Source organism: Pelagerythrobacter marensis (assembly GCF_001028625.1).
In the GTDB taxonomy this organism is placed as follows: domain Bacteria; phylum Pseudomonadota; class Alphaproteobacteria; order Sphingomonadales; family Sphingomonadaceae; genus Pelagerythrobacter; species Pelagerythrobacter marensis.
Genome location: NZ_CP011805.1, coordinates 2,608,522 through 2,629,536, shown reverse-complemented (window position 1 = coordinate 2,629,536; position 21,015 = coordinate 2,608,522). Strand labels below are relative to the sequence as shown.

Annotated in this window: 22 protein-coding genes; 14 read left to right on the top strand and 8 right to left on the bottom strand. The window is 66.4% G+C overall.

The features are described 5' to 3' along the window. Positions 1-28: 28 nt before the first annotated feature. Together AM2010_RS12435 and AM2010_RS12430 are read right to left on the bottom strand one after the other, a co-directional pair. Positions 29-427 (bottom strand): acyl-CoA thioesterase, encoded by a 399-nt coding sequence (locus AM2010_RS12435; protein ID WP_047807339.1) that lies wholly within the window; start codon positions 425-427, stop codon positions 29-31. Then, positions 424-2,532 carry a S9 family peptidase gene (locus tag AM2010_RS12430; protein ID WP_047807338.1) on the bottom strand — a complete coding sequence of 703 codons (2,109 nt, stop codon included), beginning with the start codon at positions 2,530-2,532 and terminating at the stop codon, positions 424-426. The genes AM2010_RS12435 and AM2010_RS12430 overlap by 4 nt, the downstream gene beginning before the upstream one ends. A gap of 37 nt (positions 2,533-2,569) precedes the next feature. Between AM2010_RS12430 and AM2010_RS12425 the strand changes: the two genes are divergently transcribed. From AM2010_RS12425 to AM2010_RS12400, 6 genes are all read left to right on the top strand, one after another. Beyond that, entirely contained in the window at positions 2,570-4,375 is a 1,806-nt protein-coding gene (locus AM2010_RS12425; protein ID WP_047807337.1) for an aminopeptidase P family protein, read from the top strand. Positions 4,376-4,457: 82 nt separating this feature from the next. Continuing rightward, on the top strand, positions 4,458-4,850 hold the full coding sequence (locus AM2010_RS12420; protein ID WP_047807336.1) for a VOC family protein: 393 nt from the start codon (positions 4,458-4,460) through the stop codon (positions 4,848-4,850). Beyond that, the gene (locus AM2010_RS12415) at positions 4,850-5,242 is read left to right on the top strand and encodes a cupin domain-containing protein (protein WP_047807335.1); all 393 of its coding nucleotides are present in this window, start codon (positions 4,850-4,852) and stop codon (positions 5,240-5,242) included. Before AM2010_RS12420 ends, AM2010_RS12415 begins: the two co-directional genes overlap by 1 nt. Positions 5,243-5,431: 189 nt before the next feature. Next, positions 5,432-6,106 (top strand): hypothetical protein, encoded by a 675-nt coding sequence (locus AM2010_RS12410; RefSeq protein WP_047807334.1) that lies wholly within the window; start codon positions 5,432-5,434, stop codon positions 6,104-6,106. 47 nt (positions 6,107-6,153) lie between these two features. After that, the gene (locus tag AM2010_RS12405) at positions 6,154-6,888 is read left to right on the top strand and encodes a response regulator (RefSeq protein WP_047807333.1); all 735 of its coding nucleotides are present in this window, start codon (positions 6,154-6,156) and stop codon (positions 6,886-6,888) included. Between the two features lie 3 nt (positions 6,889-6,891). Next, a complete protein-coding gene (locus AM2010_RS12400) occupies positions 6,892-8,292 on the top strand; it encodes a sensor histidine kinase (RefSeq protein WP_047807332.1) in 1,401 nt (466 codons plus the stop codon). A 39-nt stretch (positions 8,293-8,331) separates the two neighbouring features. On the opposite strand, the gene AM2010_RS12395 is transcribed toward AM2010_RS12400, so the two are convergent. Continuing rightward, positions 8,332-9,906, bottom strand: coding sequence for a helicase HerA-like domain-containing protein (locus tag AM2010_RS12395; RefSeq protein WP_047807967.1), 1,575 nt, complete (start codon positions 9,904-9,906; stop codon positions 8,332-8,334). Between the two features lie 104 nt (positions 9,907-10,010). On the opposite strand from AM2010_RS12395, the gene pabB reads away from it, so the two are divergent. The 7 genes from pabB (at position 10,011) to ribA (ending at position 16,115) form a co-directional block, all read left to right on the top strand. After that, positions 10,011-11,834 carry an aminodeoxychorismate synthase component I gene (gene pabB, locus AM2010_RS12390; protein ID WP_047807331.1) on the top strand — a complete coding sequence of 608 codons (1,824 nt, stop codon included), beginning with the start codon at positions 10,011-10,013 and terminating at the stop codon, positions 11,832-11,834. Then, positions 11,831-12,484: an RluA family pseudouridine synthase gene (locus AM2010_RS12385; RefSeq protein ID WP_047807330.1), complete on the top strand. Its 654-nt coding sequence runs from the start codon at positions 11,831-11,833 to the stop codon at positions 12,482-12,484. The genes pabB and AM2010_RS12385 overlap by 4 nt, the downstream gene beginning before the upstream one ends. After that, positions 12,477-12,881 (top strand): alternative ribosome rescue aminoacyl-tRNA hydrolase ArfB, encoded by a 405-nt coding sequence (gene arfB / locus AM2010_RS12380; RefSeq protein ID WP_047807329.1) that lies wholly within the window; start codon positions 12,477-12,479, stop codon positions 12,879-12,881. Before AM2010_RS12385 ends, arfB begins: the two co-directional genes overlap by 8 nt. A 138-nt stretch (positions 12,882-13,019) precedes the next feature. Next, entirely contained in the window at positions 13,020-13,187 is a 168-nt protein-coding gene (gene rpmG, locus AM2010_RS12375) for a 50S ribosomal protein L33 (RefSeq protein WP_010233410.1), read from the top strand. Between the two features lie 64 nt (positions 13,188-13,251). After that, positions 13,252-13,962 carry a LolA family protein gene (locus tag AM2010_RS12370; RefSeq protein WP_082132921.1) on the top strand — a complete coding sequence of 237 codons (711 nt, stop codon included), beginning with the start codon at positions 13,252-13,254 and terminating at the stop codon, positions 13,960-13,962. 294 nt (positions 13,963-14,256) lie between these two features. After that, complete coding sequence (locus AM2010_RS14440; RefSeq protein WP_047807328.1) at positions 14,257-15,048, top strand: exodeoxyribonuclease III; 792 nt, start codon at positions 14,257-14,259, stop codon at positions 15,046-15,048. Positions 15,049-15,077: 29 nt separating this feature from the next. Beyond that, entirely contained in the window at positions 15,078-16,115 is a 1,038-nt protein-coding gene (ribA, locus tag AM2010_RS12360; protein ID WP_236699463.1) for a GTP cyclohydrolase II, read from the top strand. Between the two features lie 31 nt (positions 16,116-16,146). Here ribA and AM2010_RS12355 read toward each other — a convergent pair whose 3' ends face one another. From AM2010_RS12355 to recQ, 5 genes are all read right to left on the bottom strand, one after another. Next, positions 16,147-16,410 (bottom strand): DksA/TraR family C4-type zinc finger protein, encoded by a 264-nt coding sequence (locus AM2010_RS12355; RefSeq protein WP_047807327.1) that lies wholly within the window; start codon positions 16,408-16,410, stop codon positions 16,147-16,149. A gap of 53 nt (positions 16,411-16,463) precedes the next feature. Further along, positions 16,464-17,447 carry a right-handed parallel beta-helix repeat-containing protein gene (locus AM2010_RS12350; protein WP_047807326.1) on the bottom strand — a complete coding sequence of 328 codons (984 nt, stop codon included), beginning with the start codon at positions 17,445-17,447 and terminating at the stop codon, positions 16,464-16,466. A 62-nt stretch (positions 17,448-17,509) separates the two neighbouring features. Beyond that, the gene (locus AM2010_RS12345) at positions 17,510-17,713 is read right to left on the bottom strand and encodes a type II toxin-antitoxin system antitoxin (protein WP_047807325.1); all 204 of its coding nucleotides are present in this window, start codon (positions 17,711-17,713) and stop codon (positions 17,510-17,512) included. Positions 17,714-17,730: 17 nt separating this feature from the next. Further along, positions 17,731-18,645, bottom strand: coding sequence for an SPFH domain-containing protein (locus AM2010_RS12340; RefSeq protein ID WP_047807324.1), 915 nt, complete (start codon positions 18,643-18,645; stop codon positions 17,731-17,733). Between the two features lie 76 nt (positions 18,646-18,721). Next, positions 18,722-20,512, bottom strand: a complete 1,791-nt coding sequence (gene recQ, locus AM2010_RS12335; RefSeq protein WP_047807323.1) for a DNA helicase RecQ — start codon at positions 20,510-20,512, stop codon at positions 18,722-18,724. Between the two features lie 135 nt (positions 20,513-20,647). On the opposite strand from recQ, the gene AM2010_RS12330 reads away from it, so the two are divergent. After that, the gene (locus tag AM2010_RS12330) at positions 20,648-20,947 is read left to right on the top strand and encodes a hypothetical protein (protein ID WP_047807322.1); all 300 of its coding nucleotides are present in this window, start codon (positions 20,648-20,650) and stop codon (positions 20,945-20,947) included. The last annotated feature ends 68 nt before the right edge of the window (positions 20,948-21,015 follow it).

Sequence of the window (21,015 nt, the reverse complement as noted above, 5' to 3'; positions counted from 1 at the left end):
CCCCCCCCCCAGACAGCTCGGCACGATTTCACCCGAGGCCGAACGGCGCCACGACTTCGGGCCGCACACGAACCGGCCGCCCGGTCGCACGATCCAGCATGGCCCAGGTGGTGGCAGCCGAAACGATTACCTTGCCGGCATCGTTGCGGAAATCGACCCGGCGCACCGAAGTCGCGCCGCGCGGCTCTCCCTCCACCCAGGTTGCCCCGCTCACCTGCTCGCCTTGGGCCACGTTCCCGCGATAATCGATCTCGTGCCGGGTCACGAGCCAGACATAAGTCGCGACATGTTCGGGCGTTGCCACGGCGTCCCAATGCGCGGTCGCAATGTCCTGCACCCATTGCACCCACACCGCATTGTTGACGTGGCCCATTACGTCGATGTGTTCGGGCCGGGCGGTGAACGTCAGGCAGAACGCGCCGCTCATCCCGCGGCATCCCGGCTGTCGCCCTCATCGCCCGCCGGGGCCATGCCCATCTGCCACAGGATGAAAGCGAATTCCTCGGCTGCTTCTTCCAGGCTTTCGAACCGGCCCGACTTGCCCCCGTGGCCCGCGCCCATGTTTGTCTTGAGCAGCAGTTCGTTATCGTCGGTCTTCAACTCGCGAAGCCGCGCGACCCATTTGGCCGGTTCCCAGTACGTGACCCGCGGATCGTTGAGACCGGCGGTGACCAGCAGCGGTGGATAGTCCTGCGCGCGGACATTGTCGTAAGGGCTGTAGCTGCGGATCAGGTCGAAGGCGGCCCGGTCTTCTATCGGGTTGCCCCATTCGGGCCATTCGCCCGGCGTCAGCGGCAGCGAGGGGTCGAGCATGGTGTTGAGCACGTCGACGAACGGCACATGCGCGACGACCGCGCCCCACAGCGCGGGGTCGGAATTGATCACCGCCCCCATCAGCTCGCCCCCCGCCGATCCGCCCGAAATCGTCACTTTGCCCGCTTCGCTGTAACCGCGCGCGATCAGCCCCTTGGCCACGTCGACGAAATCGTTGAAGGCATTGGTCCGCCGTTCCAGCTTGCCCGCCTTGTACCAGGCGCGGCCCAGATCGTCGCCGCCGCGAATATGCGCGATGGCATAGGCGAACCCGCGATCGACCAGGCTGAGCCGGGTGGTCGAAAAACCGGGCGGAATGGCAATGCCATATGCGCCATAACCGTAAAGGTGCAGCGGCCCAGCGCCCTGCCGGTCGGCGCGATAGACGATCGAGACCGGGATCGGCGTCCCGTCGCGCGCGGCGATTTCCAGTCGCTCCGTGCGATAGAGCCCCGCGTCGTAGCCCGAGGGGATTTCCTGCACCTTGCGCACTTCCAGCCGCCGCTCGGCCACGTGGTAGTCGTAAACGGTGGAGGGGCTGACCATGCTTTCGTACGAAAGGCGCAGCACCCCGGTCGCGAATTCGGGGTTGTTGCCCAGTGCGGCGCTGTAGCTTTCTTCGGGAAAGGCGATCGGCTCGACCCGGTCGGGATCGTCGTAATACCGCACCGCGATCGTATCGAGCCCGGCCTGCCGCCCCTCGACCACGTAGAAATCGCGAAACAGCGTGAATCCGGTAAGGTAGAACGCGTCCGATCCCGCGATCAGTGTGCTCCATTCGCCGGGCCGGTCGAGCGGCGCGGTGGCGAGGCGGAAGTTTTCGTGCGTGTCGTTGGCATGGACGAACAGGGTCGCGCCATGCACGTCGACATCGTATTCTACGCCTTTGGCGCGTTCGCGCACCAGCACCGGTTCGGCCAGCGGGTCGTCGGCCGGGACCAGGCGGACCTCGCTCGTCTCGTGGTCGCTACTGCCGATCACGACCCATTTCTCGTCCGCCGAAAGCGCCGATCCGACGCGAAACCCCTCGTCGTCTTCGTGATATAGCTCGACATCTTCGGCCAGCGGGCGGCCCAGCCAGTGGAGCCGGGCATTGTCGGTCCGCCACTGTTCGTTGGCGAGCGAATAGACCAGCCCCGTGTCACCCGCGACCCAGACCAGCGCGGACAGCGTGCCGGGGATCTCGTCGGGCAGCATCGCGCCTGTCGCCAGATCCTTGATCCGCACGGTGAAGCGTTCCGATCCGTTATCGTCGACCGAATAGGCGAGTTTGGTGCCGTCCTGGCTGACCGACAGTGCGCCGACGCGGAAATAGGGCTTGCCCTCGGCCAGGGCCGGTTCGTCGAGGATCAGTTCGTCCGCGCTGCCATCGTCCGGCGCGCCGACCGGGCGGCGCCACCATTTCTTGTATTCGGCCCCTTCCTCGAACTCGATCCAGTACAGCCAGTCGCCGTCCTTCTGCGGCACCGAGGTGTCGGCTTCCTTGATCCGCGCGCGCATTTCGCCGAACAGGGCATCGACCAGCGGGCGGTGCGGTTTCATCCGCGCTTCGAACCAGGCGTTTTCCGCTTCGAGGTGGGCGATCACCTCGCTGTCGTCCACAGTGGGATAGCCGGGGTCGCGCAGCCAGGCATAGTCGTCGGAAATTTCCACCCCGTGATGCGTTGCATTGACGGGGCGCTTGGCCGCAATCGGCGGCTTGATGGTGGCATGATCCATCCTGCGCCTCTATGTGGGCCACGAAAGGACCGCAACCATGCTGATGCAAACCCACGAAAGCCGTCTCGCCGCCCTGCGCGAGGAACTGAAGCGCCGCGCACTCGACGGGTTCGTTGTCCCGATTTCCGACGAGCACATGAGCGAATATATCGGCGGCTATGCCCAGCGCCTGGCGTGGCTGACCGGATTCGGCGGCTCTGCCGGCAGCGCGGTCGTGCTGGCGGACAAGGCCGGCATGTTCATCGACGGACGCTACACCATCCAGGTCCACGAACAGGTCGACAGCAAGCTGTACGATTATTGCCTCGTACCCCAGGTTTCGATGGGTAAGTGGATCGCCGATAATGCCCCAGCAGGCGCGAAGATCGGCTTCGATCCCTGGCTCCATACCAAAGGCTGGGCCGATCAGGTCGGCAAGGCGCTGGCCAAGAAGGGCAGCGAACTGGTCGCGGTCGAAAGCAACCCGGTCGATTCGGTGTGGGACGATCAACCCGAACCCTCCACCGCCGCGGCGCTGGTCCATGCGGACGAGCACGCCGGCCGGTCGAGCGCGGAAAAACGCGCCGAAGTGGCCGACTGGATGAAGGACGAAGGTTACGACGCGGCAGTCGTCTCGGCGCTCGATTCGATCGCCTGGCTGCTCAATATCCGCGGTGCGGATGTCGAGCGGACCCCGGTGGCCCTGTCCTACCTGATCGCACATAGCGACGGGACGGCGGAACTGTTCATCGCGCCCGAGAAAGTCACTCCGGAACTGGAAAAGCACCTCGGCAACGCGGTCACGATCCGCCCGCGCGATGCCTTCGACGGCGCGCTTTCGGCGATGAAGGGCAAGACTGTCTCGGTCGATCCCGATTTCGGCGTCGCGGCGATTTTCCGCCTGCTCGAGGAAGGCGGGGCGACCCCGGTGGCCGAGCGTGACCCGGTGATCCTGCCCAAGGCGATCAAGAACCCGGTCGAGCAGGAAGGGCACCGCAAGGCGCAGGAACGCGACGGCGCAGCGGTCGCGCGGTTCCTCCACTGGCTGTCGGTCGCCGCGCCTAAGGGCGGGGAGACCGAGCTTTCGGCAGCGGCCAAGCTGCAGGAATTCCGCAAGGCCACCGGCCTGCTGAAGGACAACAGCTTCGACACGATTTCCGCCGCCGGCCCCCACGCGGCGATCCCGCATTACCGGGTGGACGAGGATTCGAACCTGCCGATCGAACCGGGCAGCGTGTTCCTGTGCGATTCGGGCGGGCAGTATCTCGACGGAACGACCGACATCACGCGCACGGTGTGGATCGGACCCGGCGATCCCTCGGCCGAGCAGAAGGATCGCTTCACCCGCGTGCTCAAGGGCCATATCGCGATCGACCGCGCGACTTTCCCCCAGGGCACGAACGGCAGCCAGCTCGATGCCTTCGCGCGCCAGTTCCTGTGGCAGGCGGGGGTCGATTACGGCCACGGCACCGGGCACGGCGTGGGCAGCTATCTCGGCGTGCACGAGGGGCCGCAGCGGATCGCGAAATCGAGCGGCGGCCAGGCCGGCACTGCGCAGGAACTGTTCGCCGGGATGATTCTGTCGAACGAACCGGGGTACTACAAGGGCGGCGAATACGGCATCCGGATCGAGAACCTCGTCCTCACCGTGAAGCGCGAGATCGCCGGGGGCGAGGGCGACTGGCTCGGCTTCGAACCGCTCACTTTCGTGCCGATCGACCGCACCCTGGTCGATCGCGCGCTGCTGACCGAGGACGAGATCGCCTGGTGGAACGATTACCACGCGAAAACCCGCGCGATCCTCGCACCGCAGCTTGAAGGCGAGGTCCTGGCCTGGTTGGAGGAGGCGTGCCAGCCGCTCTAGCAACCCGAAAAAGCGCTTTCCTACACGGCAATGTTCCACTAATGTTCTCGTCATTGGCGAGTCGCTGTCGAGGAGAGGCGCAATGATCGGTTACGTAACACTGGGGACCAACGACCTGCAGGGCCATGCCCCGTTCTACGATGCCATCGCGGAAGAGATGGGCGTGGGGCGGATGATGGATTTCGACAGCTTCATCGCCTGGGGCCGCCCCGGCGGCGCCCCCGGCGTGGCCCTGACCAGGCCTTACGACGAAAAAGTGGCCAGCGTCGGCAACGGCACGATGGTCGCGCTGGAAGCCAAGGACGAAGCGCAGGTGAAGCGCCTTTACGATATCGCGCTCGCCAATGGCGGCAGCGACGAAGGCGCGCCCGGCCCGCGCGGAGAACCCGATGGCGATGGCAACACCTTCTACGCCGCCTATTTCCGCGACCGCGATGGCAACAAGCTCAACGCCTTCTGCATGGTGAAGGGCTGATGGCCGGGCAGCCGATCGCCCGCTTCCCGATCCATCTGGGGCGGGGCGGTTCGGCCGTCGCCCAGCCCGAATTCACCGGTATGGACTGGTATGGCGGATATGACGAACGCCACGGGGAGGATGGGGAGGGACGGCTGGTGAGCCTGTTTCGATTTTCCCAGTCGTGGGATTCGTGGGAAATGCACCCTGCGGGCGACGAAGTCGTCCTGTGCCTGGAAGGGACGATAACCCTGCATCAGGAATATGCCGACGGCTCGACCCAGACCGTAACCCTGGCGGCGGGCGAATATGCGATCAATCCGCCGGCGACATGGCACACCGCCGATGTCGAAGGGGAAGCCACCGCGCTGTTCATCACCGCCGGTGAGGGAACCGAGCACCGGGCGCGCTGATTTCTGTCGCATGGTTGAACGCGCGAACAATCCTGCGACACTTCGCGACAATAATCCCCCGATCCGGGATAATCGTGCGACAGTGCCCTTCTAGAACAGGCATCACGAGTTGCGAGCGTCGCTTTATAGACCTCCCCCCTTCCGGCGGCCTCGCAGCTCAACCTGTTCTTCCAGAATGGAGCATTGACCATGAAAACGATCGCCCTTTCCCTATCCGCTGCCGCCCTCGCGCTGGCTGGCGGTTCTGCCGTGCTGGCCCAGAACGACCGCGCACCGCGCGGCCCCGACGCCGACCGCAACGGCGAAGTCACCAGCGCCGAAATGACCGCCCATGCGGACCAGATGTTCGCGCGCCTCGATGTGAACTCCGACGGCAGGATCGACGCCGAAGATCGGGCCGCCCGCAAGGCGCAGCGCTTCGCCCGGCTCGATGCCGACGGCAACGGCGAAGTCACTCAGGCCGAAATGGATGCAGCGCGGGCCGAACGGCGCGCAAAGCGTGAAGAACGCCGAGAAGCGCGGGCCGAACGCGGCGAAGCCCGCGGCGCGGAACGCTTTGCCCGGCTCGACACCGATGGCAGCGGCGGTCTCTCGCAAGCCGAAATGGAGGCCGCTCGCGAAGGGCGCAAGGGCCATGGCCGCAAGGCCGGGCGGCGCGGCGGCGGCAAGATGGCCGGCATGGCCATGTTGCGCCGGGCCGACACCGATGGCGATCAGGCCGTCAGCCGCGCCGAATTCCAGGCGGCAGCGCAGCAGCGCTTCGCCCGGGCAGACAGCGACGGCAACGGTGTGATCACCGAAGCCGAACGCAAGGCTGCGCGCGAACAAATGAAAGAACGCCGCAACGCCCGCCGGCCGGGTTGAAGGCGTTGCGCTTGATACCTGCCGCGGCCCGGGTCTAGGCGTCCACGATGAACGAAGCTGCCCCCGTCCGCTTGCTGCTCGTCGATGACGAGGCAAGCCTGCGCGAACCCCTGGCGGACTATCTCGTCCGCCAGGGGTTCGACGTGCAGCAGGCTTCCAGCGCCGCCGTGGCGCGCAGCGCGATACTGTCCGAAGCACCCGACCTCGTCCTGCTCGACATCATGATGCCGGGGGAAGACGGGCTGTCGTTTTGCCGCCACCTGGTCGAAACCCGCGCGATCCCGGTCATATTCCTGACCGCCAAAGGCGAAGCGACCGACCGCATCGTGGGGCTGGAGATCGGCGCCGACGATTACGTCGTCAAACCGTTCGAGCCGCGCGAGCTGGTCGCCCGCATCCGCTCCGTCCTGCGGCGGGCGAGCCGTCCGGCGACGCTGGCCGACGACGATGCACACTACGTTTTCGAAAGCTGGCGGCTCGATCCGCTGAAACGCAAGTTGACCGATCCCGATGGCGCAGTGGTGCCGATTTCCACCGCCGAGTTCCGCCTGTTGCGCGCGTTTCTCGATCATCCGCGCGCCGTGCTCGACCGCGACCAGTTGCTCGACATGGTCCAGGGGCGCGAGGCGCACCTGTTCGATCGGGCGGTGGACAATCAGGTCAGCCGGTTGCGGCGCAAGATCGAAGCGGACAGCCGCGATCCCCATTTCATCCTGACCGTGCGCGGCGGCGGCTATCGCTTCGCCGCCGACGTGCGCCGCGTGGCGCAGGAGCGGGGCTGACCGATGCGCCTGTCCATGCGCCTGTGGCCGCGCAGCCTGATGGGCCAGATGCTGCTGGCAGTGGCGGTCGTCCTGCTGCTTGCCCAGGCGATCTCGGCAGGATTGCTGTGGCGCGCGGCGGAGGCCCGGCGCGAGGCAGCCGTGATGAACGCGGCCGCATTTTCGCTCGTGGTTCGCAGTCAGCCGCGGGAAGAGCGCGGCGACAGACGACCGCGCGCAATGGAACGCGGCGACGCTGAACGCTGGGTACGGGCACTGCGGATCGAGCGGGTTCCCGCGTTTGCGCCGCTGCCGGGCGATGTCGAAGACGCGGATCGCACCGCCACCCTGCGTTCGCTGGTCGAAAGCCACGGGATGGTCGTGGACGACATGATCGTGGTCGAACGCCCGCTGGCGCGAGATCCCTATGTCGACGGTCGCCCGCGCCTGCGGGCCCGGCTGCTGCGCAGTAACGGGCCGGACCGGCGCCTGGTCGTGGCCGCCCTGAGGCAGCCGGGCGAAGATCACTGGGTCGTCGCGCGCGTGCCGCTCCCTTCGCCGCAGCGCGGGGTCCTCGGTTCGATCCTCGTCCAGACGCTGGTGATCTACGCCCTGCTGGTCGGCCTGCACTTTCTTCTGCTGCGGCGGATCACCGGCCCGCTCGCGGCGCTGACCACCCGGACCGAGAAATTCGCCCGCACGCAGAATGCCGATGGGCAACTGGAACCGCGCGGCCCGCACGATGTGCGCCGGCTGATTTCCGCCCACAACGCGATGGAAGCGCGCATCGCCGCGCTGCTCGATGAAAAGGACGTCATGCTCGGCGCGATCGGGCACGATCTCAAGACACCGCTGGCGGCATTGCGCGTGCGCATCGAATCGGTGGAGGATGAAAGCGAGCGCCAGAAGATGGCCGCGGGGATCGAGGATATTACCCGCTCGCTCGACGACATTCTCTCGCTTGCCCGTGTCGGCCGCGCCAGCGAACCGCCCGAACGGGTCGATCTGGCCGCCCTGACCGCCGCCGTCGTCGAAGAGTTCGAGGATATGGGCGATCCGGTCACCCTGGGGCCCACGGTGCGCACGGCCCTGCCCGTTTACATCACCTGGCTGCGCAGAGGCTTGCGGAATCTGATCGCCAATGCCGTGCGCTATGGCGGGGAAGCCGAAGTCTCGCTGCTGCGCGAGGGCGAACGCGTGATCCTGCGCGTCGACGATCGCGGCCCCGGTATCGCGCCCGACCGGATCGCCGATATGCTGGAGCCGTTCACTCGCGGCGAAGCCTCGCGCAATCGCGCCACCGGCGGTGCCGGCCTCGGCCTCACGCTCGCCCGCGCAATTGCCGAACAGCATGACGGCGAACTGGTACTGGCGAACCGCGAAGAAGGCGGCCTGCGCGGGGAAATCCGGCTGCCGACAGGCTGATCGCGGCCGGGTACCGCTACAACCTCGCCGAAACCGGCTCTATCGCATCAGGCCGCCGATGATATTGCGCACGAAGCGCCCGGCGAGCGGCCCCGCCAGATCGGTGGCGATCGAACCGAGGCCCGAACTGGCGGCGGTCTTCATCGGATTGGCGCGCGAACGCTTGCCGGTGATCGCACTGGCCGCAATCGCGGCGCCCGAGCTGGTGGCTGCGCCAATCGCGCGCTTCATCGCCTTGCTCCAGATCGAAGTGCTCTTGCGGGGGCGCTTCTCCACTTCCTCGCGCCCTTTCTCCTCGACTTCCTCCGCCGTGGCGGCAGCATCGAGGGCCTTTTGCGCCAGCACTTCCTCCGCACTTTCGCGGTCGATCGCGGTGTCGTACTTGCCGTCGAACGGGCTTACCGATTGCACGATGGCGCGTTCCTTCGCGCTTACCGGGCCCAGCCGGCTGCGTGGCGGCTTGATCAGCGTGCGCTGAACGACCGAGGGCGCACCGTCTTCGAGCAGGGTGGAAACCAGCGCCTCGCCCACTTTCAGCTCGGTGATCGCCTGTTCCACGTCGAGATCGGGATTGATACGGAAGGTTTCGGCCGCGGCCCTGATCGCGCGCTGGTCGCGCGGGGTGAAGGCGCGCAGCGCGTGCTGGACCCGGTTGCCGAGCTGGCCGGCCACTTCTTCGGGAATGTCGATCGGGTTCTGGGTGACGAAGAACACGCCCACCCCTTTCGAGCGGATCAGGCGCACGACCTGTTCGATCTTGTCTTCCAGCGCTTTGGGCGCATCGTCGAACAGCAGGTGCGCCTCGTCGAAGAAGAACACCAGCTTCGGCTTTTCCGGGTCGCCGACCTCGGGCAGGCTTTCGAACAGTTCGGCCAGCAGCCAGAGCAGGAAGGTGGCGTAGAGCTTGGGGCTGCGCATCAGCTTGTCCGCCGCCAGCACGTTGACAAAGCCGCGTCCCTGATCGTCACACTTGAGGAAGTCGTCGATCTCCAGCGCCGGCTCGCCGAAAAAGCGATCGGCCCCCTGGCTTTCAAAACTAAGCAGCTGGCGCTGGATCGCCCCGACACTGGCGCGGCTGACATTGCCGTACTTCGCGCTCAGGTCCTTCGCATTTTCGGCGCAGTGGGCCAGCATCGCCTGCAGGTCGCCCAGATCGAGCAGCAGCAGGCCATTGTCGTCGGCATGGCGGAACACGATCTGCAGCACGCCTTCCTGCGTGTCATTGAGATCGAGCAGACGCGCGAGCAGCAGCGGCCCCATTTCCGAAATCGTCGTGCGGATCGGGTGCCCCTGTTCGCCGTAGAGATCCCAGAACACCGCCGGATTGTCGGAATAGGCATAGTCGTCCATGCCCAGCTCCTTCGCCCGTTCCTCCAGCTTGTCGGCATTCTTGAACGTGGGCGATCCGGCCATGGCGATCCCCGACAGGTCGCCTTTCACATCGGCCACGAAGACCGGCACGCCATTGGCGGAAAAGCTTTCGGCCAGGCCCTGCAGGGTCACCGTCTTGCCGGTGCCGGTTGCCCCGGCGATCAGCCCGTGCCGGTTGGCGCGCGAGAGATCGAGAAACTGCTTCTCGCCATTTCCGCCCAGCCCGAGAAAGATATCACTCACCACGTAGTCTCCCGCCATCGTCTCCGCCGGGCATGGCCCACGGCATCGCGCGCGGTCAAGTTCGCGGCTTGGCGTATTTTCCCGCTGCCCCTAAGGCTGGCCGGATGCCGGACCAAGTTCCCTTTGTATTGCTGGACGATGCGCGCGGCGAAAGCCCCGCCGACGCGCACCTTTACGAAGACCCCGCCGAAGTTTTCGTCGCGCGGCGACCGGGCGAGGTGGCGGCGACCCTGCAGGCTGCGGATGCCGCCCGGGCGGAGCGCGGCGGATGGCTGGCGGGCTTTATCGCATACGAAGCGGGGCTGGCTCTCGAACCCAGGCTGATGCCCTTGGCCGAAGCGCGCAGCGGCAGTGCCGGTCCGCTGGTTTGGCTGGGCCTGTTCGCACGCGAAACCGTGATTCCCGCGAGTGAAGTCGATGGGTGGCTCGCCGCCCGCGCTTCGGGAGAGGTCGCGCTCGGACCGCTCGACCCGCAGATATCGCCGGGTGCATATACGGCGGCATTCGCGCGGTTGCAGGATGCGATCCGCGCGGGCGAGATCTATCAGGCGAACCTTACGTTCCCGCTTGCCGGTTCGTATCGCGGCGATCCCCAGGGGCTCTATGCCGCGCTGCGCCCGGCCGCGCAGGCGGGATACGGCGGAATGGTGTTCGACGGTCAGCACTGGCTGCTCAGCCTTTCGCCCGAACTGTTTGCGTCGTTGAAAGGGCGCGAGGCCAAGGCCAAGCCGATGAAGGGCACCCGCCCGCGGGCGGACGACCCGGCACGCGACCGCGCGCTGGCGGAAGAACTGGCCGGCTCCGCGAAGGACCGAGCGGAAAACCTGATGATCGTCGACCTGCTGCGCAACGACCTCAGCCGCGTGGCGGAACCGGGCAGCGTCCGGGTCGATGCGCCGTTCGCGGTCGAAAGCTATCCCACGGTTCATCAGATGGTGACCACGGTACGCGCGCGGATGGCCGAAGGGCGCGGCGCGGCGGACCTGGTGCGGGCAATGTTCCCCTGCGGCTCGATCACCGGCGCGCCCAAGATTCGTGCCATGGAACTGATCGCCGAAGTCGAGCGCGATGCGCGCGGCCCCTACTGCGGGGCAATCGGGCGGATCGGGCCGGCCCGGGATGGAAACGGGGGCGATGCCGCCTTCAACGTCGCCATCCGCACCCTGCGGCTGACCCCGATCGAGAATGCGCAGGGCAGCGCCGTGCTTGGCGTGGGATCGGCCATTGTCGCCGACAGCGCCCCCCTGACCGAGTGGCGCGAGGCCGTGCTGAAGGGAGACTTCGCCCGGCGCAGCTCGGCCGCCGGGTGCGCGCCCGGCTTCGACCTGATCGAAACGATGCGCTTCACCCCCGAAGAAGGTATCGCGCTGATCGAAGGACACCTGGAACGGATGAAGGCCAGCGCCGCCGCATTCGGCTTCGCGTTCGATCGGCACGCGGCGCGCAACCGCATCCAGGCGCTGTGTTTCGAACTGGAGCGCGAATCGCGCGTGCGGCTGCTGGCATCGCGCAGCGGGGCGATCGCGCTGGAGGCCGGCGATATTCCGCCCCTGTCCGAAGGCCCCGTGCGCTGCATCGCACTGCCGCTACCGGTCGATCCGGGCGACTGGCGGCTGCGGCACAAGACCACTGATCGCGGATTTTACCAGGAGGCACTGTCCGTCGCGCGCGATGCCGGGGCGAACGAGGCGATCTTCGTGCGCGACGATGGGCTGGTGACCGAAGGCAGCTTCACCAACATCTTCTATCAACGCGGCGATATGCTCGACACGCCGCCCGCCCGGATCGGCCTGCTGCCCGGCGTCGGGCGGGAGGCGCTGATCGCCGACAATCGTGCGCGAGAGGCCGAATTGACCCTCGACGACCTCGAAAGCGGATTTCTTGTCGGCAATGCCCTGCGCGGCCTGCTACGGGCTGAACTTATATGAACATCGATATTCTCTTCGAAGACGGCGAAGCGCTGGTGATCGACAAGCCCGGCGGTCTGCCGATTGAGCGCCCCCGCAAGGGTGGCGCATCGCTGGAGGATCACCTCGATACGCTCAAGCTCGGCTTCCAGCGCGCGCCGGTCGCGGTGCACCGGCTCGATACCGATACCTCGGGCTGTCTGCTGCTGGCGCGCAATCCCAAGGCGCTGAAACGATTCGCCGGCGCTTTCGAAAATCGGCTGGTGGACAAGCGATACCTCGGCATTCTCGACGGCGAGCCGGCGGACGAAACGGGCACGATCGAACTGTCGCTGAGCAAGATCAGCAGCGCGGAAAAAGGCTGGCGCATGATACCGGCGAAGAAGGGCAAGCCCTCGCTGACGCACTGGCGCACCCTTTCGCGCTGCGGCGGGCGCACACTGGTCGAATTTACGCCGGAAACCGGGCGCACGCATCAGATCCGCGTCCATGCCGCCAGCGGTATCGGCATCCCGCTGCTGGGCGATCCCGTTTACGGCACCGGCAAGGGGGCTGGACGCACGATGCTCCATGCCGCCGGGCTGGTCGTCCAGCGCCAGGGCAAGCCGGCGATCGAGGCTGTCGCACCCCTTCCCCCGGATTTCGGAGCACTCGGTTTCGCCGATGGGTAGAATCGTCGATCTTGCGCTGGAGATCGCGGAAGAGAAGTTCATCGCCGCCAGTGGCCCGGGTGGGCAGAACGTCAACAAGGTGGCAACCGCGGTGCAGCTGCGAGTCGATGTCTTTGCCCTTGGGATGCCGCCCGAAGCGTTCGAGCGGCTGAAGGAAATCGCCGGCAGCCGCATGACGCAGCGGGGCGAGATCGTGCTGACCGCGCGCGAATATCGCACGCAGGAACAGAATCGGGAGGCAGCGCGCGAACGGCTGTCGGCGCTGCTCGGCGATGCGCTGACCCCGCCGCGCAAACGGGCGAAAAGCCGGGTGAACCGGGTGGGCAAGGTCAAGCGGCTCAAGACCAAGAAGGCGCGCGGCGCGATCAAGGCAGGGCGCGGCAAGGTCGACTGGTAACGCGGTGCGCGCTTGACTTTCGCCGGTGAATCGCCCAATGGGCGCGCCGGAAGGGCGGTGCCGTGCGCGCCGCCTGTATTTTTTCGGGCAGGTCCGACGGCGTCGGGCGGCCCCCTGTCGATCTTTTAGGAACACGCCATGGCGAAGCCCGCAACCGTCAAGATCAAGCTCGTCTCGACTGCCGACACGGGCTTCTACTACGTGACGAAGAAGAATCCCCGGAACATCACCGAGAAGATGACCTTCCGCAAGTACGATCCCGTCGTGCGCAAGCACGTCGAGTTCAAGGAAGCGAAGATCAAGTAAGCTGAATCGCCGGAACCGGATGAATTCAGCGGCGGTTCAATGCTCCAGCCCTAACTCACGGAGCATGACAGTGCACAAGATCACCGCAAACCCGCTGCGCCGCCTGGCGCACCGCGTATTTTCCCATCGGCCCGCTGGCCTGCCGCGTGGTATCGCGATCGCTGCGGCGTTCGCGCTCGCCGTTCCTGCCGCCCTGGTCGCGCCGACAGCGCCGGTCGCGGCGGCGGAGGGCGATCTCGACCGTGCGGTTGCCGCCCTGCGCGATATTTCGACGATGAAGGCCGACTTCACCCAGACCGATCGCAAGGGGCGCACGGTTTCCGGTGAGATGACGCTGAAACGGCCGGGCAAGATCCGCTTCCAGTACGAAGACGGGGTGCCGCTGCTGCTGGTTTCCAACGGCAAGTCGTTCACCATGATCGATTACGAGGTGAACCAGGTCGAACGCTGGCCGATCTCCGATTCGCCGCTCGGTGCCCTGCTCGATCCGGCGCGCGACGTGAAGCGTTACGGCAAGCTGGTTCCGACCCAGCATCCGAATGTCGTCAGCGTTCAGGTGCGGGACGTGAACAAGCCGCAATTCGGCGTGATCACCCTGATTTTCACGCGCAATGCCGCCGCCCCCGGCGGTCTGGAACTGACGAACTGGGTTGCGCTCGACGCGCAGAACAACCGCACGACCGTGCGCCTGCGCAATCATCGCTACGGCATTGCGGTGGCCGACAGCGCGTTCACCTATCGGGACCCGCGCCGATCCACCCGCCGCCCGCGCTGAACGCTTTCAAGCCGCGACGTTCGGCGATTGCGACGAGATGCCGCGTGTCGTTCATTGGTTAGAAAGCCACCAATGCCTATCTTGGCTTTGCAAGACGGCGCGAGGCGGGTCTCCCCCCTGTTGCCCTGCTCTCGCAAGAAAAGCTGTCTTGTAACAGCGTGACGAACGCTAACATGGAACCCTCGTGCCAATGCCCCCGGCACGAGGGTTTTTTGTTGCCATGCGGAAATGCCGGGGGGCGATCAGGCATTCCACCGGCTTGCCGCTGGCGATTCGGGCACCTAAGGCCGGACCATGCTGTCTATTGCCACCTGGAACATCAATTCGGTCCGCCTGCGTATCGAGCAGGTCAAGCGCGTGATCGAGGAACAGGCACCCGATGTGCTCTGTTTGCAGGAGATCAAGTGTCAGGAAAGCCAGTTCCCGGCGCAGGCGCTGGCCGACATGGGCTATGTCCACCAGGCCGTTCACGGGCAGAAGGGCTATCACGGTGTCGCCACGGTCAGCCGGCTGCCGCTGCGCGAATTTTCCCGCCACGACTGGCAGGATAATGGGGAGGCGCGGCACGTCGGGGTCGAGCTGCTCGGCGCCGGTCAGGGCGTGGTGCTGGAAAACGTCTATATCCCGGCCGGCGGCGATGTCGCCGACCGCACCGTCAATCCCAAGTTCGGGCAGAAGCTCGACTTCCTCGACCGGATGACCCGCTGGGCCGATGCGATCGACCGGCCCACCGTGATCGTCGGCGATTTCAACATCGCGCCGCTGGAATGCGACGTTTACGATCACAAGGCCCTGCTCAAGGTGGTCAGCCATACGCCGGTGGAGGTGGAAACGCTGGGCCGGTTCCGCGATGCGCATGGCTGGGTCGATCTTGGGCGCACGTTCATCCCCGCACCGGAACGCAATTATTCCTGGTGGTCCTACCGCAGTTTCTGGCGGCAGAAGGATCAGGGGCGGCGGCTCGATCACATGTGGGCCAGCCCGGACCTGGCGCGGCAGGCGACCAGCCACCGTTTCGTGGAAGAAACGCGGCGCTGGGAAAGCCCGAGCGACCACGTGCCGCTGATCACGGAGTTCGATCTCTGACGGCCTCAGGGCCATCTCCCGCGCGGCGGGTGGCGCAGGCGATCGACGCCCTGCGCCACGGCTGGCCGCTTGCGATGGAGGGTGGGCCGGTTCTGCTACCGGTCGAAACCGCGATCGCGCGGCAGGCGAGCGCGGACCGGATGCTGATTTCCGCAGCGCGCGCCGAAACGCTGAAACTCGCCAACCAGCGCGCGGCGGCGGAGCCTCATGCCCCCGTGCTGATCCGCGGCGCAGAACCGTTCGACCTGTCAGCGGCGCTGCCGGTGGCGGACCCGGCGCTCGATCTGCGGTCCCCGCTGAAGGGGCCGTTTCGCGCCGAAGAGCTTGCGTGGGCGGAGCATGCAGTGGCTGCGCTCGAACTGGCGCGGATTGCGGGCATTCTCCCGGCATTTCTGGTCGATCCCGATCAGGCCGGCGAAGCGCAACCGGTGGCGGTGTCCGATCTCGACGTCTGGGCCGACGCTTCGGCGCTGGCGATATCGACTCGCGCCCGGCTGCCGGTTTCGGCCAGCGAAGATGCCGAGATCGTCGCCTTCCGCAGCGCCGACGATATGCGCGAACACGTCGCGCTGATCATCGGGGAGCAGCGATCCGATGCGGCCCCGCTGGTCCGGCTGCACTCCGAATGCCTTACCGGCGACATCCTCGGCAGCCTCAAGTGCGATTGCGGGCCGCAGCTCGACGCTGCGCTGCACGCGATGGCGCACGAGGCGGAACGCGGCGGCTGGGGCGTGCTGCTCTACCTGCGGCAGGAAGGGCGCGGGATCGGCCTGGTCAACAAGCTGCGCGCCTATCGCCTGCAGGATCAGGGGTTCGACACAGTCGATGCCAACCGCAGGCTCGGCCTGCCGGACGAGGCGCGCGACTTCCCGGTCGCGGCACGGATGCTGGAGCTGCTGGGCGTGCACGAGATCCGGCTGATGACCAACAACCCCGCCAAGGTCGATGCGCTTGCCGCCAGCGGGATCACGGTGACCGAGCGGATCGCGCACCAGCTGCCCGACAACCCGCACAATGCCCGCTACCTCGCGACCAAGCGCGACCGGTCGGGTCACCTGCTGATATGACCGCGATCATCCGACCCGCGCGGGCCGGAAATTAGCGTAGCTGACTGTCCTTGCTGCCCCGGCGATTAATGCCGGAGCTTCGCGTCTGGGCATCGCGTGCGGACTGGCAGGCGATGCAGGTGCGCACGCCGGGCAGGGCCTTGCGGCGTTTTTCCGGGATATCCTCGCCACAAATGTCGCAGTATTCGGCGCTTTCGCCGCTGGGCATCCGGGTGCGCGCGGCGCGCACCGCATCGCTCACCGTATCGTCGATCTGATCCTGCACGGCCCCGTCACGGGCCCAGCCGCCTGCCATCGGAAATCACCTCTTTCGCGGCTACAACCCGTAGAGCGCGCGGGAAGTTCCGGTCAACGCCGCTCGAATCGCTCGATGCCGGTGCCGAGCGCGTTGTCGCCAATGGCGAGGCGGGCCCCCGTCCAGTCGGCCACGAACGTCGAATTGCGGTTGAGCGCCGGCACGAAGCGCGCGTCGTTCCCGGCGATCTGCAATCCGTCCGAGCTGTGGTTGATCTCCTCCGCACCCACGGCGATGAAGGCGGAGTAATTTTCCTTGTCGCGGCCCTGGACGAACCAGTTGTTGGTGATCTGGCCGGTCGCGCCTGCGGGCAGGTCGATCATGTAGTTGGTGCCCCGCCCGGCAGAATCGTCGAAGCTGGAAGCCGCGATGTCCACCCGTCCCGCGCGCGCCTTGACATAGTGGCCGCCGGTCCCGCGTTCGAAGCGGCTGCGGGTCACGCGCAGGTGGCCGTAATCGCCGATATAGATCGAATGCGCACAGCCCCCGTCGCCTTCGCACGTGCCAAGGCCGGAAAAGGTCGATTTGTCGATCACGATCCGGCCCGAAGGGTCATTCGCCGTCAGGATACCCTGCTGGCTATCGGCGAACCACGATTGCGCAACGGTAAGATCGCCCTGCTCCAGCCGGATGCCCGCGCCGTTGTAATCGGGCACGGCCATGCGGCGAAAAACCAGGCCGGATACCTTGGCCGCACGGCCGCGCAGAACCAGCGCGGCCTTGCCTTCGCAAGTCTTGCCGTCGAACACCGCCTTGCCCGGTTCGGCGGCCAGATAGGAAATCGATCCCCCTTCCTGCACCGCACACTGGCGATAGGTTCCGCTGGCGATCGCGATCGTGCCTTCGCCGGTCCCGATCGCTTCGACCGCCTGTTGCAGCGTGGCGTAGCCCGTGCCGCTTTCCACCACGGTGAACGGGGCGGAACCGGGCTGGGCGAACAGTGCGGCGGCAGGGATCGCGGCGACGGCCAGCGCGCCGATTGCGGCAGCCAACGCGGCGGAATTGCGAAGGGGCGAGGTGCGAGCGCAAATATCCATGGCGTTCGCGTTAAGTCCAATGGGTTAACGCCCGGCTAAACACGCGCGATGCACCTGCCAGGTCAGCTCCCCGCGGCGCCGGAAGGCGGGCGGCCCCGGCGTGGCGGCGCGGACGGCCGCACATCGATCCCCCGCTCTTTCAACGCCTCGCGCAGCAGCACCTCGATCTGCGCATTGGCGCTGCGCAGTTCGGTCGCGGCGAGCCGCTCGACCGCGGCGTGAATGGCCGGGTCGAGACGGAGGGCGAAGGCTTTCCTGGCGGGCATCGGTGGGGTGAACGGCCCTACTGGTAAAGCGATCCGGCGTTGACGACGGGATGCGCTTCCCGGTCGCCGCAAAGAACCACCATGAGGTTGGACACCATCGCCGCACGGCGTTCGTCGTCGAGGTTGACGATGTTGTCCTCGCTCAGTTTGGTCAGCGCATCTTCGACCATGCCGACGGCACCCATGACCAGTTTCGAACGCGCGGCAATCACCGCCTCGGCCTGCTGACGGCGCAGCATGACGCTGGCGATTTCCGACGCATAGGCGAGATGGGTCAGGCCAGCCTCGTCCACCAGAATGCCGGCAACCCTCAACCGCTCGTTGAGTTCTTCCAGCAGCTCGCGATTGACCACATCGGCGCTGCCGCGCAGCGTCACGTCCTCGTTTTCCAGATCGTCGTAGGGATAGCGCGAGCCGACCGTGCGCAGCCCGGCTTCGATCTGGATGTTCACGAATTCCTTGTAATCGTCGACATCGAAGCTGGCCTGCGCAGTGTCCGCCACGCGCCAGACGACATTGCAGGCGATTTCGATCGGATTGCCGCGCAAATCGTTGATCTTGACCCGTTCCGAATGGATGTTGCGCGCACGGACCGAAATCTTGTGCCGCATCATCCACGGCCAGACCCAGCGCAGCCCCTCGCGCCGCTCGGTTCCCCGATATTCGCCGAACAGCGTGATCACGCCGGCCTGATTCGGCTGGATCATGAAGAACCCGCAAAGGAGCAGCAGCAACGCGATCGCCGATCCCACAATGGCCCCGACGAACAGCAGCTTCTCGCCCTTACCCGCATCGAAGCCGGGGGCCGCGCCAAGCAGCGCCCATGCCGCAAGTGCAATCAGGGCGAGGAGAACAAGCAGCATCGGATAGCCGCTGTACGAATGCGCCCCGCTTTCGCGGCTGACGTTCATTCCTTTGAGAAAGTCGGACATGGCGATCCCCCGTGTTTGATGTAACCCTGCGATGATATAATTATGATATTATATTTATATCAATTTATCGCCTCGGTCAATGTCGCCTGATCGTATCGAGGAAGCGCGCGCCGTAAGCGTCCAGCTTTTTCGCCCCGACCCCGCCGACTTCGCCCAGCTCCGCCAGTGTCGCGGGCCGGCGCGCGGCCATTTCGCGCAAGGTGGCGTCGTGAAACACGACATAGGGCGGCACCTGCGCCTCCAGCGCAAGTTCGCGGCGTAGCTCGCGCAGGGCATCGAACAGCGGATCGCCGACCGGATTGGGGCTTTCCTCGCGCCGCCGGCGACGCTCCGCGCGTGGGGGGACGACGATGGCAACCGCCTGATCCCCTTTCAGGATCGCACGCGCGTCGCCGCCCAGGGCAAGCCCGCCGTGCTCGGTCGCGACCAGGGCCCCGCGCGCCTGCAGTGCGCGGGCCAGGGGCTGCAGCAGCCGCGCTTCCTCCCCCTCGACGATGCCGAACACGCTCAACCTGTCGTGCCCGCGCTGACGCACCCGTTCGTCATCGACGCCGGTGAGCACTTTCTGCAAATGCCCGAAACCGAACGTCTGCCCGGTACGATAGGCGGCGGACAGCAGCTTGCGTGCCGCCTCCGTCGCGTCGGTCACTTGCGGAGGGGTCAGGCAATTGTCGCAGTTTCCGCAGGATGCCGGCGGATCCTCGCCGAAATGGCGCAGCAGCACGGCGCGCCGGCAACCGGCGGTCTCCACCAGTCCGGCGAGGGCATCGAGCCGCGCACGTTCCCCCGCACGACGCGCTTCCTCGATTTCCGACAGACGCTGGCGTGCAGTGGCGAAGTCGCCCGCCCCCCACAGCATGACCGCGCGCGCCGGATCGCCATCGCGCCCGGCGCGACCCGTTTCCTGATAATACCCCTCTATCGACTTGGGGATGCCGGCATGCGCCACGAAGCGGACGTCGGGCTTGTCGATCCCCATGCCGAAGGCGACGGTGGCGACGATCACCATGTCTTCGCTGGCGACGAAATCGGCCTGGTTCTCCGCCCGGACCGCGGGGTCGAGCCCGGCGTGATAGGGGCGCACCGGGCGCCCGGTCGCGGCCGCGAGCTTTTCGGCCAGATCCTCCACCTTGCGGCGCGTAGGCGCATAGACGATCCCCGGCCCCGGCTCTTCCGCCATCAGCGCAGTCAGCTGGCGCACCGGATTGTCGCGATGGCGCATGGCATAACGGATATTGGGCCGGTCGAACCCGGCCAGAACCAGCCCGTCGCGCGGAATGCCGAGCTGTTCCAGGATGTCGGCGCGCGTATGCGCATCGGCCGTGGCAGTGAGCGCAAGGCGCGGCACCTGGGGGAAGGCATCCATCAGGCCGCGCAACTGGCGATAGTCGGGGCGGAAATCGTGGCCCCATTCGGACACGCAGTGCGCCTCGTCCACCGCGAACAGGGCAAGCGGGGCGGAAGCGAGCAGATCGCGGAAACCCGGCTGGCTGGCGCGTTCGGGCGCGACGTAGAGCAGATCCAGCGCGCCCGCGCGGAACCGATCGATCGTCTCGCGCCAGTCAGCGTCCACGCTGGTCAGCGTCGCCGCCTCGATCCCGTTGGCTCGCGCGGCGCGAAGTTGGTCGTGCATCAGCGCGATGAGAGGGCTGACCACCAGGCAGGTGCCCGGCAGCATCGTCGCCGGAAGCTGGTATGTCAGCGACTTCCCCGCGCCGGTGGGCATGACCGCCAGAGTCGATTGCCCGGCCAGCACCCGCGCCAGAACCTGCGGCTGCACGCCGCGAAAATCGTCGAAACCGAACAGGCGGCGCAGTTCCGCCCTTGCCTGTTCAAGCCCCTGCTCGCCTTGCCATGCTGTCGCCATCGCGGACCGCCATGGCATAGCCGGGCCCCCGCGTGAACGCCGCGATTGTCACTTTTGCAGATTGCGGTTGAATTGTGGCACGGGTAGGGTCGATCCCGATCCGCGCCATCCGGCGCTGTACCACGGAGAGAAATTATGAAGAAATTCGCTCTTGCCATCGTTCCCGCGGTCTTCGCGCTTGCCGCCTGCGGCAGCACCGAAGATGCCTCCGTCGATGCAGAAGCCGACACGGTGGAAATGCCGGCTGACGAGGCTCTGGAACCCGTAGCGGAAGAACCGGTCGACGCACCGGCTGCTGCCGAACCCGTGGCCGCGGACACGAGCGCTTCCGACGCCGCTGCCGCCGCCAGTGCGGACGAAGCTGCCGAAGCTGCCGCCGCAGCCGCAGCCGATGTCGCCGCCGAAGCCGCAGCGGCAGCCGAAGCCGCTCAGTAAGCGGTCCGGCCTGCCTTGCGAGGCACAGGAAGGCGGGTGGATCGTACAGCGATTCGCCCGCTTTTCCT